The organism is Malonomonas rubra DSM 5091, assembly GCF_900142125.1.
Taxonomy (GTDB): Bacteria; Desulfobacterota; Desulfuromonadia; order Desulfuromonadales; family Geopsychrobacteraceae; genus Malonomonas; species Malonomonas rubra.
Genome location: NZ_FQZT01000013.1, coordinates 57,833 through 74,406 on the forward strand (window position 1 = coordinate 57,833; position 16,574 = coordinate 74,406).

Sequence of the window (16,574 nt, forward strand, 5' to 3'; positions counted from 1 at the left end):
CTCAGGCGACTCCCTGCAGCTTATTCCGCTGGAAGCTCTCATTCAGGGAGGCATCGATAACGCACTCGTAATCTTCAATCCGGGCGATCAGCACACCTGTCAGCGGATCTACAAAATCAACCTCTGCTGTCGCCTTGCTGGCGCTCTGCTCTGTCACTCGGACTCGGACTTCGGCTCCCGAGGTCGGGAAACTGTCCTGGTACTGGCGGTAACGGCCGGTGAAGACCGGCAATGAACCGGCTTTGTACTGCTCGAAGCTCCAGAGGATCATCATCTGGAAGCTGCTGTCGAGCACCAATGGATCGGCCAGCCAGCTGTTGCGCAGTGGTTGGCTGATCCAACTGTTCGGTTGTGGTGCGGGAGAGACCAGCGTGCTGATCCCTTCCGCCGCGCAGCCGAGCACTTCTCGGATACCATGGAAGTCCGGGCCGTGAAAGAGGCGATCAGGCTGATAGATTTCGCTGATGGAACGTGCATAATCTGCCAATTCCAATTTTGCCTCAGCCGGCTTGGATTCCGGCAACTTGCCTGCCAGAACAATCTTCGCCCGGGCGTGAACAACCTGCGTTCCTTTGGCGGTCACACCAGACAGCTCGACCGGGACCACATGCATGCCATCACTCTTGATCGCTTTACCGGTCATGACTTGAAGATTGTGGCTTTCACCGTTTTCAATCTTAACGCCGTTGAGAATGCGCAGATCGTTGAAGCCGTGGAAACGCAAGCCTGGATTATTGTGAATCGCACCATGCGCCATCCACTCAACGATCACCGCCATCGGCAGCACCGCTTTTCCATCGATGACATGCGATTTAAGAAACGGGTACTGCTCAACCGACAGGTCGAGATCGAAGGCCTTGGAAACATAGATGTTCTGATGCGATTGCCCCTCTTCTTCAACAGCGTCCGCTTCACCACCCACAATCACCAGCTCGACCGGTCCACCCGGCGGCGTTGAAATTTCCTGCACCAGGTAGTCTGCACCGGCTTGCAGGTCGATCACTTCAATTCCTTCCTGCTCGAACACTTTCTTCAATGCCGGCGTCACCATGCCTCCATCCCAAGGACCCCAATTGAGGGAAAGTACGCGGCAATCAGGCCGCTGCAGCGCCTGTTGCTGGGCAACCTTATTCAGGATTTCGTTGGCAACAGCGTAATCAATCTGACCGGTCCGACCGAAACGACCAGTTGAGGACGAGAACATGACCATAAATTTCAGCGCGTCCTCTGCAACCGCTGCCAGCAGTGCGTTCAATCCCTCGATTTTAGTTGAATAAACACTGGCAAACTGCTCGATTGTCTTATCTTTTATCAAACGGTCTGCGAGAACTCCGGCACCATGAATCAACCCCTTGACCTGGCCGTGCTGGTTGCGAATTTCGGCGACTGCCTGCGTCACACTATCAGCATTGCGCAGATCAACTGAGCGGTAAATCGCTTTGCCGCCGACCGCCTCTATCCGCTGCAAAGTGCTGACAACTTCGCGGTTGCTGCTGATCTGTTGATAGCGTTCAGCAACATCACGCGGTTTCAGCGGAGTAACGGCATTGGTAACCAGCGCTTTTTTGATCTGCGCTTCATCAGTCAATCCACTGAGCCAATCAGGCTCGGCTTCCGGCAGCGGGCTGCGACCAAGCAGCAGCAGCGTTGCCTTGCTCGCTTCCGCCAGCTTGATGGCGACTTCAGCAGTCACACCACGAGCACCGCCACTGACAACCACAAGGTCTCCGGCGGCAACCGGCAATTCAAGTGCATCTTTGGAAATCCTGGTTTCAGTCAGTTTGAGACCGTGCAGCCCCTGCGCCGAGAGACCGATTTCTTGCGGACCATCGGTCAGGAGTGCATTGACAATTTCAGCAGCGGCTTTTTCTGTCGATTCCAAATCAGTCGCCAGATCGATTGCCTTGCAGGACACTTTCGGCCATTCGTGGCCCGCAGTTTTACTCAATCCGGCCAGACCACCTGAATTAACGTCGGTAATTTCATCGCCCGGCTGCAAACCAAAGTGGCCGTTGAGGCGCGAAATGGTGGCAAAGACAGCTGCCGTCTCCTCAGCAGTTGCATTCAACCCCGCTTCGGCTTTCTGCAGCAAACGAAATGCTGTCTGAATGAAGCTGTCATCAGTTCCGCCTTGCGGTGCCAGAACCAGCAGTCCAGCCAAATTATCCGGCACATCCAAATGATCACAATCGGCTGGCTTGATTTTCACCGGTTGCAGATTTTTTGCAGACAATTGACTACAGATAGCATCGGTCAGTTCAGAGCCATCATCTGTCACAAGCACCTTCCCAGCTACCGGCATCGGCAGAAGATTGCGATCCGACTTCATCTGTAAAGGAACGACTTTAAGCACTTGACGGCTTATTCCTGCTGCTGCACCCGGTTCCTCGGTTAAAGCATTCGTTTTTGCGGCAGCGGTTCCGCTTACGCTGGCAAGAAAATCAACAATCTGGCCAACGGTCTGCAAGGTTCCGAGATGTTCCGGCTTAATCGCCGGTGCGCCCGGCAATTTCTCTTGCAGTGCAGAGAGAATTTCGACCCGCTTGATCGAGTCGATGCCAAGATCAGTGTCGAGAGCCATCTCAAGCTCCAGCATCTCGACCGGATAACCAGTCTTCTCAGAAATCACCGACAACAGCGTCGTCGCCACCGTGTCCCGATCGATCTGACCCAGCTGGGGTGCCACCGGTGCAGTCGTTGTTTTTTTCGGTTGTCCGACTGCCGCCAGATGTTCGACGATCTGCCCAAGAGTCTGCAGCACGCCGAGATCTTCCGGCTTGACCGCCGGGGCGTCCGGCAGTTTTTCCTGCAGGGCGGAAAGGATTTCGACCCGTTTGATCGAATCGATACCTAGATCGGTATCAAGGGCCATTCCCATTTCCAGCATCTCCTGCGGATAGCCGGTTTTCTCGGCAATCACTTCGAGCAGCACAGAGGCGACCTGATCGGCACTGATGCCGGCAGCGGCAACAGGGGCTGCAGCAACTGCGGGCATTGCTGAACTCAGGTGCTCAACGATCTGTCCCAGCGTCTGCAATACGCCAAGGTCCTCCGGCTTGACCGCCGGGGCGTCCGGCAATTTTTCCTGCAAGGCGGAAAGGATTTCGACACGTTTAATCGAATCGATACCTAGATCGGTATCAAGGGCCATTCCCATTTCCAGCATCTCCTGCGGATAGCCGGTTTTCTCGGCAATCACTTCGAGCAGCACAGAGGCGACCTGATCGGCAGCGATGCCGGCAGCGGCAACAGGGGCCGCAGCAACTGCGGGCATCGCTGAACTCAGGTGCTCAACGATCTGCCCCAATGTTTGCAACACGCCAAGATCTTCCGGCTTGACTGCCGGGGCTTCCGGCAGTTTTTCCTGCAGGGCGGAAAGTATTTCGACCCGCTTGATCGAATCAATACCGAGATCGCTGTCGAGAGCCATCTCCATTTCCAGCATCTCAACCGGGTAGCCGGTCTTTTCCGCGATAACATCGAACAGTACCTGAGCCACCATGCCGTCATCGACTGCGGTAGCAGCCGCAGCGACAACGGCTGCAGCTTGCGGCATCCCCGTATTCAAATGCTCGACGATCTGCCCCAGAGTCTGCAGGATGCCGAGATCCTCCGGCTTGACCGCTGGAGCTTCCGGCAACTGTTCTTGCAGCGCGGAAAGAATTTCCACCCGTTTGATCGAATCGATACCGAGGTCGGCATCGAGGCTCATCCCCATCTCCAGCATCTCCTGCGGATAGCCGGTTTTCTCAGCAATCACACTGAGCAGCACATCGGCAACCTTGCCGGAATCAACAGCTGGGACGGCAAAAGTTTCCTGCTGAACAGGCTGCGGAGCCGGAGCTTGTTCAGTAACGACAGGTGCTACTACGGGCGGCTGAGCTAGCGGCTGTGGTGGTACCGCAGCGGTCGGAGCCGCGACAAGCGGCTGAGACGACAGTGGAACACCCTGCATCAGGCTGCGCTGCTGCTCTACCAGGTTGAGGAACGACTTAGTTGCCGATTCCTGCCCTTGGAGGTACTGCTGATGTAAGCGGGAGGTTTGTTCCTGCAGCGACTGCAAAGCCTGCATGCTCTGCTGGGTCATCAATAATGCCTGCTGTAGTGATGAAGAATCTGTCGTAACCACAGCTGGTTGAGCTTGTGTTGCCGGTGTCGAAGCAACAGGCTGAGCTGCCGCAGGTTGCGGGGCTGCAACCTGTTGCGATGCTTGCGGTAGTGGCGGGCGTTTTTCCGGCTTCTTGAAATGATTGATACCAAGCAGCTGAACCGTCATCCCCTTCTTTTTCGGCGGCAGGTTACGTTGTGCCGCAAGATAGCCCGCATCCCAAAGATTGAGGTCGATATTGCAGCCGAGGCTGCTCAGTTGTGCCAACACTCGGGCCAGGTCGGCGATACCGGAGCGCTTGCCGTTGGATGAATCAACCGCCAGCGCATGATAATCACGTTCCCCGAGAATCGCTTTAACCATACCGGTCAGACGTGCACCCGGGCCGACCTCGACAAAGGTGCGAATGCCGGCTTTGTAGATGTTTTCGATCTCGTTAACGAAGTCTACCGGCTTGGCCAGTTGCTCGGCCAGCAACTTTTTGGCTTTTGCCGTGTCGGCCGGATAAATTTTCCCGCTGGTGTTGGCATAGACATTTCCCATCGCCTTGCCGAATTTGACATCCTCCATCTGCTCGCCGAACGGCACAGCAGCAGCAGCCACCAGCTCGCTGTGAAAAGCAGCTGAGACAGCCAGTTGCTTGCCGCGCATCCCTTTTTGCTCCAACAGCGCGGCAGCTTTTTCGATTTCAGCGGTCGTGCCGGAGAGGACGGCCTGCTCCGGAGTGTTGCGGTTGGCCAGCACCAGGTCCAGTTTCTGCTCAGCGAGAAATTTTTCAACATCGGCAAGCGGGGCAGAGACCGCCAGCATCGAGCCACGATCCCCTTCTCCGGCAGCCATCAATTCTCCACGCAGGCGAGAGAGCCGGTGCAGGTCTTGCTGAGACAGCACCCCAGCGGCGCAGAGAGCTGTCAATTCGCCGTAGCTGTGCCCCGCATAAGCGACAGCCGTCACGCCGAACTCAGCCAGTACCGCCCGGGTCGCCAGGCTTACGGCCCCCAGCGCCGGTTGCGCATTCTCGGTTGCGCGCAGATCGATTTCCGTCTGCAGCGCAGCCTCATCGTCATAAGTCGGCAACGGGTAGATTTTATCGATCAGCCGTCCAGCTTTATGGTCAGTTGCCTCAAGGTAGCTGTGATCTGCAACTTCCAGTTCAGCCAAAGCTGAAGGGAACTGCAGCGCCAGGTCTTTGAGCATGCCGGTATACTGTGCTCCCTGTCCCGGAAACAACATCGCCAGGTTACCGGAGGCATCAACCGCGGAGAAGTAGCTGCCATCCGGGGTGCTCCAGCTGTCCTGATCAGATTTCGTTTCTAGCATGGTCAACGCGGTCTTTTGCTGGGCAGCGCGATTGGTTTTGTCTTTTTCGATCACCAGTGCCAGACGCATCGGTTGATTTGCATCGAACTTTTCACGACTTTCAGCTGCAGTAAGACGCAACTGGGCCCAATCACTGTCGACCGGAAAATCACGCAGAGCAGCCGCAAGACCGCTGCGATCCGCAGCGCTGAAAGCGACGATCTGCACATCTCCATTCCAATCCACGACGGGTATTCCTGACGGGTATTCCTCCAGCACGCAGTGGAAGTTGCTGCCGCCGAAACCGAGGGCGCTGACAGCGGCACGACGTGGGTGGCCAGCACGCGGGACCCAAGGTCGCAGTTCGGTGTTGACATAGAACGGGCTGTCTGCCGCCAGCAAAACATCCTGCGGCTTTTTGACCTTGATGGACGGTGGCAAAACTTTGTGGTGCAACGCCAACGCGGCTTTGATAATTCCTGCAGAGCCAGCGGCCGCCTTGGTATGACCGATCTGCGATTTGATCGAACCGATAGCGCAATAAGGAGAGTCAGCACTACCATACACCTCTTTCAGTGCCGAAACCTCGATCGCGTCACCGACCCTGGTACCGGTGCCGTGAGCTTCGATCAGCTCGATGGTGTCGGGAGTAATCCCTGCCTGTTGATAGGCACGCCGCAGCGCCTTGGTCTGACCGGTCGCGCTCGGCTCATAAATCGCTGCCCCGCGCCCGTCACTTGAAGAACCGACACCTTTGATGACGGCGTAAATCTTGTCGCCGTCACGCTCTGCATCCTCCAGACGCTTGAGAACGGTAATCCCCAGACCTTCACCGAGGGTGGTGCCGTCAGACTCGGCATCGAAGGGCCGCGCGTGTCCGGAAGGGGACAGTGCCGGGGTTTTACTGAAGCAGGTGTACATGAAGATGTCGTTGAATGTGTCGATCCCGCCGGTGACGACCATATCAGCCTTACCCGATTCCAGCTCCAACGCAGCCAGATTGATGGCACTGAGGGAACTGCCGCAGGCAGCATCGACAACACAGTTGGTGCCGCCGAAATCGAAATGTTTACTGATTCGACCGGCCACGACGTTGCCCAGCAGACCTGGGAAGGAGTTCTCTTGCCAGGGGACGTAAGAATCAGAAATCCGCTGCATAACGTCTTCAGCAATGTTGTCGGCGATTCCTGCATCTTGCAGCGCTTCGCGCCAGCGTGGGAAACCGAGTCGGGCACCAAGGGGAAGAACCAGCTCCAAAGTACCGGTAACACCAAGGATGACACTGACCTTGTCCTTGTCGAATTCCTTTTCAGCCGAGTAGCCGGCATCACGCAACGCCTGCTCGACAGCAACCAGGCCGAGCAGCTGTGAAGTATCGATCGCTTCAAGCGCATTCGGCAGAATGTTGTATTCCATCGGGTTGAAATCGACCGGAGACAAAAATCCACCGCATTTTGCATAGACGTGATCTGCAGTTTTCGGGTCGCTATCGAAATAGTCATCAGAACGCCAGTGACTCTCCGGGACCTCGGTGATGGCATCGACACCTGCTTTTATGTTCGACCAGAAGACGCCGGTGTCACCAGCCTGGGGAAACAGGCTGCCGATTCCGACAATCGCCAAAGGGGTTGCGGTTGCAGGCTTTTCTACTTTTTCTCCGCTGTTGTTCTTCAACTGAGGAACTCCTTGATTTTTTCGACTTGCAAGGGGGCAACAAGGTTTGCATCATCGATAGCAACACCCTGTTGTTTCAAAAGGTTGATACGCATCATAACGGCCGCACCAAAAAGAATATTGTAAGCGACATCAACGACTTTACGTGCTTCCGGCGCTTCCATAAAGGAGCCTTTGACCCATTCGTTGAAAGCACCCATCGCCGGGCCGCACCAGATCTGATAATCGATTTTCCGGCTTGGTTCTCCCTGGTTGGCCCAAACCGGCGATTGACCGAGATACCAGCGGAACACCAGAGCCATCTTGTATTTCGGATCGGCTTCCGCCTTTTCAACCTGACGCGGATCACGTACGGCAAAATAGTTGCGGGTCTGCTCCCAGATTGTATTGAGCGGGGCGTGGAAAAATGTTTTTTCCAGTTTCTCCCGCTCATCAACCGGCAACGCGTCCATACTGTTATAGGCCTTGTAAAGGTCATAAAGTTTGTGCGCACGAATCGAAAACATGGTGCCACGCTTGACCACCTGAACCTTGACGCCCAGTTCGAACATGTCACCCGACGGTGCCATGGTAATGTCAGCCTGCCGGGTTTCCGCCAGCATCTGTCGAACAGCATCGCAGGTGCCCGATTCAACACAGGCCTGATTGACAGTTCCGGTAACCAGGTAAGCAGCGCCCATCGACAGTGCGGCAACAGCCGAAGCCGGGGTGGCAATCCCCCCACCCAAGCCGACCCGCAACGGTTGGGGGTAATTGAACTGCCCCTGGATAGCGTTGGCTTGCGCCTTGATCGTCGGGAACAACGCAAGCGCCGGGCGGTTGTCAGTATGGCCGCCGGAATCGGCTTCCACGGTGATATCCTGTGCCATGGAAATTTCTTTGGCCAACTCCGCCTGCTCGACAGTCAAATCACCGGAAGCGACCAATTGCTTGAGCATCTTCTCCGGTGGAGGAGACATAAACCGTGCAGCAACCTCTTCACGGGAGACTTTGGCGATGACCCGATTCGGCGCAACGACCCGCCCTGATGAATCACGATAAAGACCCGCCGTACGGTATCTGACGATCGGCAGGCTCAGAGCCATAAAGGCGGAAGCCTCAACTAAACGGACCTGTTTGCGGAGATAAAGGTCAATCAGCGCTTTTTCAAGTTCCGGTTCATTCGGACTGTGAATTAAATTGACACCAAAGGGAAAATCTTTGCCTTCGGACTGAAGTTCATCGATAGCAGACTCGACTTGCTCCAGCGACAGACCGGCAGCACCAAAAAAACCAAGCATCCCGGCATGGCCTAACGCTTTAACCATCGCCACCGAACTGATCCCTTTGGCCATTGAGCCACCAACGTAGGCATAACGAATGGCGTGATCACGGCAGAATGATTGATCGCCAAGGGAATTTAACGCAATAGCGGGAATGATCCCTTTAATGGAAGCAGCAGAATCAGCCGAAGTTAATTGCTCAACCCGCAAAAGCTTGAGACTTTCGGCGTTGATTACAACGTAAAAAGTTTGCTCGACCTGTTTTAATTGCTCAGGGTGAAAGTTCAGATTCAAAAGGCTCAAAAAAGTCTCCTCAACCCGGCGCAAAATGCCAGCTTAAATGAATGTCACAAACTCAGCATTTTCGCACTAAGAAGTCCTGTAAAGCAAGAGCTTTTCACCCTTTTGCGTTGACAAAAGAACAGGCAAATCAGCTCAAACGGCAAGAGTGCAAAGCAGTGAACATTAGTCCAAAAACAAAAAAGCCGATCCCGGTCAGGAATCGACTTTCATGTTAGCAGATAATGGTACGAGAGGCGGGAATCGAACCCGCACAGCCGCAATGGCCGCAGGATTTTAAGTCCTGTGTGTCTACCAGTTCCACCACTCTCGCACAATTTCAGTACATCGCCGGTAGCTTCGGCGAGTGGCCCTTATCTTAGTGAATCTTTGTTAGCTGTCAACCGCTAATCCTCGCAGCACTTATCGAGCTTCAATAAATTCAAGTTCTGGCATTTCTGGTAGCAGTTGATATTTAACACAGAGCTTGAAAAACAAGAGCAACCCGGCCCGGTACTGCTCACTCAAGCGATAATCGATACAGTGCCAGTAATCGACAATCTGCTGTTTCTGCAGGCCACAAGCCTCGGTATATTTTTCAGCAACAGCATCAGGAGCGGCCATCAGCTGACGACAAGAATTGTGCAGTTGCCCGGAGAGCGCTTCGATCTCTGCAGCGTGCCCTTTCAGCGAATCGCGCCGAATCATCCAGAGAGCAAAAACAAAGGGCAAACCGGTATGTTGATGCCAAAGTTCGCCGAGGTCATACACCTGCATACCGGCGGGACAGTTTGCCGCCATCTTCAGGGCGCGATCTCCGATCAGCAACGCTGGTCGCTGCTGTGCGATCAACTCCTCGACCGGAACATCCGGAACCGCATCGCAAACCGATTCGAGCTGGTAAAATTCACGCAGAATAACCCTGAGCAGGTTGATCGATGTCGCCGACTCACCGGTAATGGCGATTTCTGTTTCCGTCAACTCGGAAGGATCGACAGGAGAAAACAGCAGGACACTCAATATCTTGCCAGCAGAAGAGATTGAGTGGTCAGGCAAAAGCAGGTAATCCCGCCAATGCAGGGCGTACTCGAAGGAGGAGGATGGACTTGCATCCAGCTTCCCCTGTTGCAGCAGCGTGTTCAGGGCAGAGGGAACACCGGGGACCAATTCACCCTTGAAGCCGTTTTCCCGCAGGAAATGAAAAAAAGGAACACAGTTCAGGTAATGAATGACCCCAAGCGTCATAACTTCGGTCGGAGACATGCTTCTCTCCATTTTCCAATAAAAGGCGCCAGACTCGAGAAAGCCTGGCGCACATCAATTCAATATTTCAGCAAAAATTAAATTTTATTCCGCTCAAGGAAGTTGGTATCGAAATCACCATCGATAAACTCCTTGTTGTGCATCATTTTCTGATGGAACGGAATTGTGGTCTTGATCCCTTCGATGATGTACTCATCGAGCGCACAGGACATCCGCTTGATCGCTTCCTCACGCGTTTCCGCATGAACAATCAATTTACCGATCATCGAATCATAGTTCGGCAGCACAGTGTACTGATCGTACATGGCGCTTTCGACCCGAACACCCATTCCACCTGGAGTGTGGTAACCGGTGATCTTGCCCGGGAAAGGGGTAAACTTTTCCGGATCTTCGGCGTTGATACGCACCTCGATGGCGTGGCCATTAATCTTGATATCGGACTGCTGGTAGCGCAAAGGCTGACCGGCAGCGGAACGGATCTGCTCCTTGATGATATCGACGCCAGTTACCATCTCTGTGACCGGGTGCTCGACCTGAACGCGGGTGTTCATCTCCATGAAATAGAAACTACCATCTTTATCGAGCAGATACTCGACAGTACCGGCACTGGAATAACCGACGGCTTTAGCCGCAGCAACCGCAGAGGAGCCCATCTTCTCACGCAGTTCCGGGCTCAGAACCGGGCAAGGAGCTTCTTCGATCAACTTCTGGTGGCGCCGCTGGATTGAGCAATCACGCTCTCCAAGGTGGATGACGTTGCCGTGCTTGTCGCCGAGAATCTGGATTTCAACGTGACGCGGATTCTCACAGAATTTCTCAATGTAAACGTCCGCTTTGCCGAAACCGGCTTGTGCTTCAGTACGAGCTGTCGCCAGCGCGTTGGCCAAAGAAGCGGGCGAATGCACAATCTTCATCCCGCGACCGCCACCACCGGCAGATGCCTTGATGATGACCGGGTAGCCGATTTCTTCGGCAATCCGCTGAGCTTCTTCGGTCGTCTCTATGCTTTCGTTGGTACCGGGAAGAATCGGCACACCAGCATCGGTGACGGTCTGACGCGCAGAGATCTTATCACCCATGCGGCGCATGTTGTCAGCCGTCGGGCCGATAAAGGTAATTCCGCATTGTTCGCAGATTTCAGCAAATTCGGCGTTCTCGGAGAGGAAGCCGTAGCCGGGGTGAATCGCATCGACATCAGCAACCTGGGCGGCGCTGATAATCGCCTTCATGTTCAGATAACTGTCGGCGCTGGCCGCCGGACCGATACAGATACTTTCGTCAGCAAGGCTGACATGCAGCGCTTCGCTGTCGACATCGGAGTGGATCGCCACGGTTTTGATATCCAGCTCTTTACAGGCTCGGATAATCCGCAGGGCGATCTCCCCACGATTGGCAATCAGAATTTTATGAAACATCGTCTAGACTCCATGGCAAACCGTTAAACGGTTATGGTTTTAATCGACACAAACGCATGTTAGAGCCGCTCGACGCGGAAGAGCGTTTCACCGTACTCAACCGGTGCCGCATCGTCCTTGACGATCTCGACGATCTTACACTTGAATTCCGCCTCGATCTCGTTAAACAGTTTCATCGCTTCAACCAGGCAGAGAACTTGACCAGCCTCGACGATATCACCCACTTCACAGAAAGCTGCTGCGTCCGGGGACGGCTTGCGGTAAAAGGTTCCGACAATCGGCGAAGGAATGGCATCGTACTTGTCATCTACCGGTGCCGGTGCAGCTGCGGCGGGAGCTGCCGGTGCGGGAGCAGCAGACACTGGGGCTGCAACAGCAGCCGGTGCCGCAGCAACCGGAGCTGCAACTTGGATAATTTCCTTTTCCTGGCCCCGTTTGATCAGGATTTTTTCTTCTTTGTTTTCCATTTTGAATTCGGTGATATCGGTTTCTGTCACCATCTTGATCAGACTTTTCAAGTCTTTGATTTCCATTTTTTCCTCCTGAGAGTGCTTCAAAAAAATTGGCTGCCAATGGCAGCCTGTTGGTACCAATGGTTTTTAAGCTTTTCACTATGGCACATCGATCTGGTAAAACTCTTTCGGGATACTGGTCAACGCCTCATAACCATCCGCGGTGACAACAACGGTATCTTCAATTCTGACGCCGCCGAGTTCGGGAATGTAAATCCCAGGTTCTATCGTGACAACCATACCTTCGACAGCTTGTGCATCGGCTCGTGGCGACAAGGCCGGATATTCGTGGATCTCAAGGCCAACACCATGGCCGAGACCGTGGCCGAAATAATCGCCATAGCCTTGTTTGCGGATATAATCCCGTGCGACAGCATCCAGATCACGCAATTCAATCCCCGGCTGTACAGCAGCAAGAGCCAAATCATGAGCTTTTAACACGATATCAAAAATTTGTCGAAGTTTTCCGTCAACAGGCCCAATAGCTAAGGTAACTGTTTCATCTGAGTGATAACCATCAACCCGGGTTCCAAAATCGATAGTAACCAATTCTCCGGCCTGCAGTAGCTTATCACTGGCAACACCATGAGGGAGTGCTCCACGAGCACCTGATGCGACAATAAAGTCAAAAGCGTTGCATTCACCACCCAGCTTTTTAAGCGCACATTCCAATTCTAACGCGATAGTCCGCTCGCTTACCCCTGGCTTGATTGACGGCAAAACCTGCTCAAAAGCTTTTTGATTAAGTTGCGCAGCCTGTTTCAACGGGACAAGTTCATCAGAATCTTTGCTTGACCGAATAGTTCGTAATGGCTCTCCCAAGGGGAACCATTCGATAGTATCACCTGAAATCAGTTTTATCTCGTCAAAAACAGCGACCGTCAAGCTGGCTGAATCAAAACCGACGCGCTGATAACCCTGAGCCCTAATCTCTTCGACGATGTGTTTAAGTTTATTCGAATAACAGATTTTTTTTTCAGCTGTGACTTCTTGAGCGGATTGGGTCTGGTAACGGGAGTCAGTTAGAAAAGTAGATTGATTTTGGGAAAGCAGCAAAACACCGTCGGTCCCCGTAAAACCGCAAAAGTAACGGATCATCGGCAAACCGAACAGAAGCAGTGCATCAAGTTTCTGCTCGATCAGCAGCTCTGTTACTTTTTTTCTACGCGCAGCATATTGCATCAAGCCCTCTGCAAATGATTGAGCAGCGCCTGAACGGCCAAGCCATAGCCCAAAGAGCCAAATCCAGAGATCTGGCCGACGGCAACAGGTGCAATAAAGGAATGCTGACGAAACTCTTCGCGAGAATGAATATTAGAGAGATGCACTTCAACCGTCGGCAGGTCTACACTCGAAATAGCATCACGCAAAGCGACACTGGTGTGAGTATATGCAGCAGGATTAATAACGATGCCAGCACACCCATCAAGTTTGGCCTGATGAATACGATCAACCAGCGCCCCTTCCGAATTCGACTGGAAATGCTCGATGACACAGTGATCAGAAAACTGATTCACGACTGCCTGAATGATATCATCAAGCGTTTCTCTGCCATAGATATCGGGTTCGCGGGTGCCAAGGAGATTCAGATTAGGCCCGTTGAGGAGAAGAAGCTTCATTATCTAAACCAAAGCCTCACGCAGACTTTCTGCATCACGCATCAAAAGATAACGTCCTTGACCGTAATTCCCATTACGCTCAATCGTCAGAGCAACGAAATATTCATCAGTCAGCGCATGCAGCACAACATAGTACTGCTCTGTCTTAATGGCAACCTCCTGCAACGCTCCTGTTTCGAGCACCTCAGCGGCCTTTTTTATTTCCTTGGTAACATTTGAGTACTCAATTGCAACAAGGTTAAGATCGAGCGTTGCATCTTCGACAACATATTGATCAATGGCAATACCGTCATAACCCATCAAAACGGCCCCAACTCCGCCAGCACAGGAGGTAACTATATTTTCCAGGATTCCTTTAAACATCCTCTCTCCTTTTCTTTATGCTATCGAGCCACCTGTTAAGTGTCTCGAGGACTTTGTCATCGGACGCTTTGGCTAAGCTTGGTTCAGAGGATGAAATTCCACCCTCAATATCAACAGGATCGGCCAAAGTGACATCTGCCTCAACCTCTCGATCACCCTCAACATCGACTGGCTCATTTGATTCTGTCTCGGGCTGAATCTCTGGAACGTCTGGCGCAACAAAAGAAACTTCGTCAGGTTCACCCTCGATATCACGAATCTTCCGGCGATACTCAAGATTATCTGGATTGTCAGCCGACAGCTGCCGATACATATCGAGAGCCTGATCCGTTAATCCCTGCTTCAAATAAAGATCAGCAAGGGTCGACGAGGCTAGTGGGGGAACTGCGGATTCCTCCTCGTCCAAAACCTCTTCAAGCGTTTCAGGCTCTGCTTCTACCTCTGCCTGGTCAGCAGGTTGATCTATCTGCTCTTCAACTGCAGATTCATCTTCTATCTCTGCAACTGGCTCTGGCTCTGATTCAACATCTGGAAGGGAAAGGAGCAATTTATTGATAACAGGATCAGCGGGGCTTAGTTCGCGCGCCTGTAACAAAAGAGATTTTGCATGTACTTCTTCCCCTAACAGAATATGAAGACGAGCGAAACCAACAAGAGCCGCCAAGTTTTCAGAATCATAGGTCAAGGCCTGCTGAAAGGCGGCAGAAGAGGCATCATATTCACCTTGCTGACAAAGAATTCGTGCATAAACAATATGAGCAGGGCTAAAGTCAGGATGAGTCTCCAAACCTTTCTCGACAACCTGACGCGCGTCGTTCAGCATCCCCATTTTGCGGTAGGCTTCACTTAGCGAAACAAAAATCGTAGAACCGGGGTCCTTAGCAAGAATTTCCGTATAAGCTGCGATTTTCCCCAGAAGTGAATTTTGCTGATTCTTTTCAGTCATATTACTCCTCTCACGGGGTTAAAATTGTCGAGAAAACTGATTCAATATCAGGGATTTTAGTCAATTGAACCTTGCCAATTCCTTCATTGAGCACCATCGTCAAAGTCCCTTGTTTCACCTTTTTATCGCGCTGCATAGCAGTGACATAATCCTGAAGTGAATGCTTAGGGGGCTCAACAGGCAGATCAAGTTTGAGCAATAGATCAATAATACGCTGGACATCCTCTACTGAGCACAGGCCTCTCTCTGCAGCTATTTTCGCAGCAACGACCATCCCAACAGAAACAGCTTCTCCATGTTTCCACTGCCCATAGCCAGACAAAGCTTCTACTGCATGGCCGAAAGTATGTCCATAGTTCAAGAAAGCTCTAATGGAACCTTCTTTTTCGTCAACTTCTACAATATCCGCTTTTATTTGACAAGATTTCTTTACCACTTCTATTAATGCCAAAGTATCTCGATTTTGTAGAGCCTTATATTCTTTTTCCAGCCAACTAAAGAAAGTCTTGTCTTTAATCACTCCGTATTTGACAACTTCCGCCATCCCGGCAGATACTTCACGGGGTTCGAGTGAGGAGAGAGTGGCGACATCAATCAAAACAATTTCAGGCTGATAAAACGCACCAATGAGATTCTTTCCTAAAGGGTGATTGACTGCCGTTTTCCCACCAACGGAACTGTCAACCTGAGCCAATAGCGTCGTTGGTACCTGAGCAAAAGGGATACCACGCAAGAACGTAGCGGCAGCAAAACCGACCATATCGCCGATAACCCCACCACCCAACGCTATCAATCCCGTTCCGCGATCGAAATTGTTTTTAATCAACTCGTCATAAATAGATTCGAGCGTTTGGAGGTTTTTATGCTCTTCTCCGTCCGGCAAGTTAATCTCGATAAACTCAAAACCCGCCCGCTGAAGTGATTTACCTATGATTCCGCCATACAGTTTCGCAACAACAGCAGTTGATACAACGGCAACTCTACGGGGGAACTCTATCTCAAGTAAGCGCTCACCGATTGAAGGCAAAACATCCGCTCCGATGATAATTGGATAGCTTCGACTTCCAAGCGGTACTGTTATCTTTTCAACCATATCGTTCCTCAATCACAGCTCACAAAGCCTAATTCTATTTAAAAAAAAAGGGCAGGTCACCCTGCCCTTTTTGAGAAATTCAACATGTTTAGTTCTGCAAAATACGTGGGGTAATAAAAATCAGAAGTTCATCTTTTGAGTTGCTCTGAGAAGTCGCCTTAAACAAATGACCGAGTATCGGAACATCCTTTATGATTGGCACACCTTCATCACTCTCACCTTCACGCTCGACATAGATCCCACCCAAAACTGTGGTTTCTCCATCCTGAACAAGGACTTTCGTTTGGGCTTCTTTTTTCGTCAGGGCGCCATTTCCACCTTCAATCTGTGAATCATTTTTCGCGGCAATCTCTAGGATGATACTGCCATCAGGATTAATAACAGGTGTTACGTTCAACTCAAGCAGGTTGTTGAAAAACAATTAGCTCAACCCCTTGATTTCACTAGGGACGGCTACACGAATTTGTTATAATTACGCGCATAACCATCCGATATTTCAGGAGAAACGTTATGCGCGGTGATGACCAGAACCAACAGGCCATGTTCAGTTATGTCTCACCGGAACAACGGGTTCCCAAGGATCACCCCTTGCGTCCGGTTCGGATCATGGTTGATAACGCGCTGGTCAATCTGGCTCCTTTATTCAAGGAGATGTACTCACATACCGGCAGGCCTTCGATTCCGCCGGAGCAGCTTCTGCGAGCACTGCTACTGCAAATCCTCTACTCCATCCGCAGTGAG

At 52.1% G+C, this 16,574-nt stretch carries 12 protein-coding genes and 1 tRNA gene; 1 reads left to right on the top strand and 12 read right to left on the bottom strand.

The genetic code is table 11. The features are described from left to right. Position 1: 1 nt before the first annotated feature. The 12 genes from BUB13_RS14795 to BUB13_RS14850 form a co-directional block, all read right to left on the bottom strand. Entirely contained in the window at positions 2-7,081 is a 7,080-nt protein-coding gene (locus BUB13_RS14795; RefSeq protein WP_072909545.1) for a type I polyketide synthase, read from the bottom strand. Beyond that, complete coding sequence (locus BUB13_RS14800) at positions 7,078-8,646, bottom strand: PfaD family polyunsaturated fatty acid/polyketide biosynthesis protein (protein WP_279625992.1); 1,569 nt, start codon at positions 8,644-8,646, stop codon at positions 7,078-7,080. The genes BUB13_RS14795 and BUB13_RS14800 overlap by 4 nt, the downstream gene beginning before the upstream one ends. A 222-nt stretch (positions 8,647-8,868) precedes the next feature. Further along, positions 8,869-8,956 (bottom strand) — tRNA-Leu (locus tag BUB13_RS14805). An 89-nt stretch (positions 8,957-9,045) separates the two neighbouring features. Further along, the gene (locus BUB13_RS14810; RefSeq protein ID WP_161947660.1) at positions 9,046-9,885 is read right to left on the bottom strand and encodes a menaquinone biosynthetic enzyme MqnA/MqnD family protein; all 840 of its coding nucleotides are present in this window, start codon (positions 9,883-9,885) and stop codon (positions 9,046-9,048) included. 77 nt (positions 9,886-9,962) lie between these two features. Then, positions 9,963-11,300 (bottom strand): acetyl-CoA carboxylase biotin carboxylase subunit, encoded by a 1,338-nt coding sequence (gene accC / locus BUB13_RS14815; protein WP_072909546.1) that lies wholly within the window; start codon positions 11,298-11,300, stop codon positions 9,963-9,965. Between the two features lie 59 nt (positions 11,301-11,359). Then, positions 11,360-11,833, bottom strand: coding sequence for an acetyl-CoA carboxylase biotin carboxyl carrier protein (gene accB / locus BUB13_RS14820; protein ID WP_072909547.1), 474 nt, complete (start codon positions 11,831-11,833; stop codon positions 11,360-11,362). 78 nt (positions 11,834-11,911) lie between these two features. Further along, entirely contained in the window at positions 11,912-12,994 is a 1,083-nt protein-coding gene (locus tag BUB13_RS14825) for an aminopeptidase P family protein (protein ID WP_072909548.1), read from the bottom strand. Then, positions 12,994-13,431: a type II 3-dehydroquinate dehydratase gene (gene aroQ, locus BUB13_RS14830; RefSeq protein WP_072909549.1), complete on the bottom strand. Its 438-nt coding sequence runs from the start codon at positions 13,429-13,431 to the stop codon at positions 12,994-12,996. The genes BUB13_RS14825 and aroQ overlap by 1 nt, the downstream gene beginning before the upstream one ends. A 3-nt stretch (positions 13,432-13,434) precedes the next feature. Continuing rightward, entirely contained in the window at positions 13,435-13,794 is a 360-nt protein-coding gene (locus tag BUB13_RS14835; protein WP_072909550.1) for a roadblock/LC7 domain-containing protein, read from the bottom strand. Then, positions 13,787-14,740, bottom strand: a complete 954-nt coding sequence (locus BUB13_RS14840; protein WP_072909551.1) for a tetratricopeptide repeat protein — start codon at positions 14,738-14,740, stop codon at positions 13,787-13,789. Before BUB13_RS14840 ends, BUB13_RS14835 begins: the two co-directional genes overlap by 8 nt. A 10-nt stretch (positions 14,741-14,750) precedes the next feature. Further along, positions 14,751-15,833: a 3-dehydroquinate synthase gene (gene aroB / locus BUB13_RS14845; RefSeq protein WP_072909552.1), complete on the bottom strand. Its 1,083-nt coding sequence runs from the start codon at positions 15,831-15,833 to the stop codon at positions 14,751-14,753. Between the two features lie 88 nt (positions 15,834-15,921). Next, positions 15,922-16,254 carry a hypothetical protein gene (locus BUB13_RS14850; protein ID WP_072909553.1) on the bottom strand — a complete coding sequence of 111 codons (333 nt, stop codon included), beginning with the start codon at positions 16,252-16,254 and terminating at the stop codon, positions 15,922-15,924. Positions 16,255-16,343: 89 nt separating this feature from the next. Between BUB13_RS14850 and BUB13_RS14855 the strand changes: the two genes are divergently transcribed. Continuing rightward, positions 16,344-16,574 (top strand): transposase (locus BUB13_RS14855; RefSeq protein ID WP_208610183.1); only part of this gene is annotated, 231 nt, incomplete at its 3' end.

Coding starts and splice junctions, on each gene's coding strand:
- BUB13_RS14810 (WP_161947660.1), bottom strand. CDS start 9,885: ATGTCTCCGACCGAAGTTATGACGCTTGGGGTCATTCATTACCTGAAC.
- accC (WP_072909546.1), bottom strand. CDS start 11,300: ATGTTTCATAAAATTCTGATTGCCAATCGTGGGGAGATCGCCCTGCGG.
- accB (WP_072909547.1), bottom strand. CDS start 11,833: ATGGAAATCAAAGACTTGAAAAGTCTGATCAAGATGGTGACAGAAACC.
- BUB13_RS14825 (WP_072909548.1), bottom strand. CDS start 12,994: ATGCAATATGCTGCGCGTAGAAAAAAAGTAACAGAGCTGCTGATCGAG.
- aroQ (WP_072909549.1), bottom strand. CDS start 13,431: ATGAAGCTTCTTCTCCTCAACGGGCCTAATCTGAATCTCCTTGGCACC.
- BUB13_RS14835 (WP_072909550.1), bottom strand. CDS start 13,794: ATGTTTAAAGGAATCCTGGAAAATATAGTTACCTCCTGTGCTGGCGGA.
- BUB13_RS14840 (WP_072909551.1), bottom strand. CDS start 14,740: ATGACTGAAAAGAATCAGCAAAATTCACTTCTGGGGAAAATCGCAGCT.
- aroB (WP_072909552.1), bottom strand. CDS start 15,833: ATGGTTGAAAAGATAACAGTACCGCTTGGAAGTCGAAGCTATCCAATT.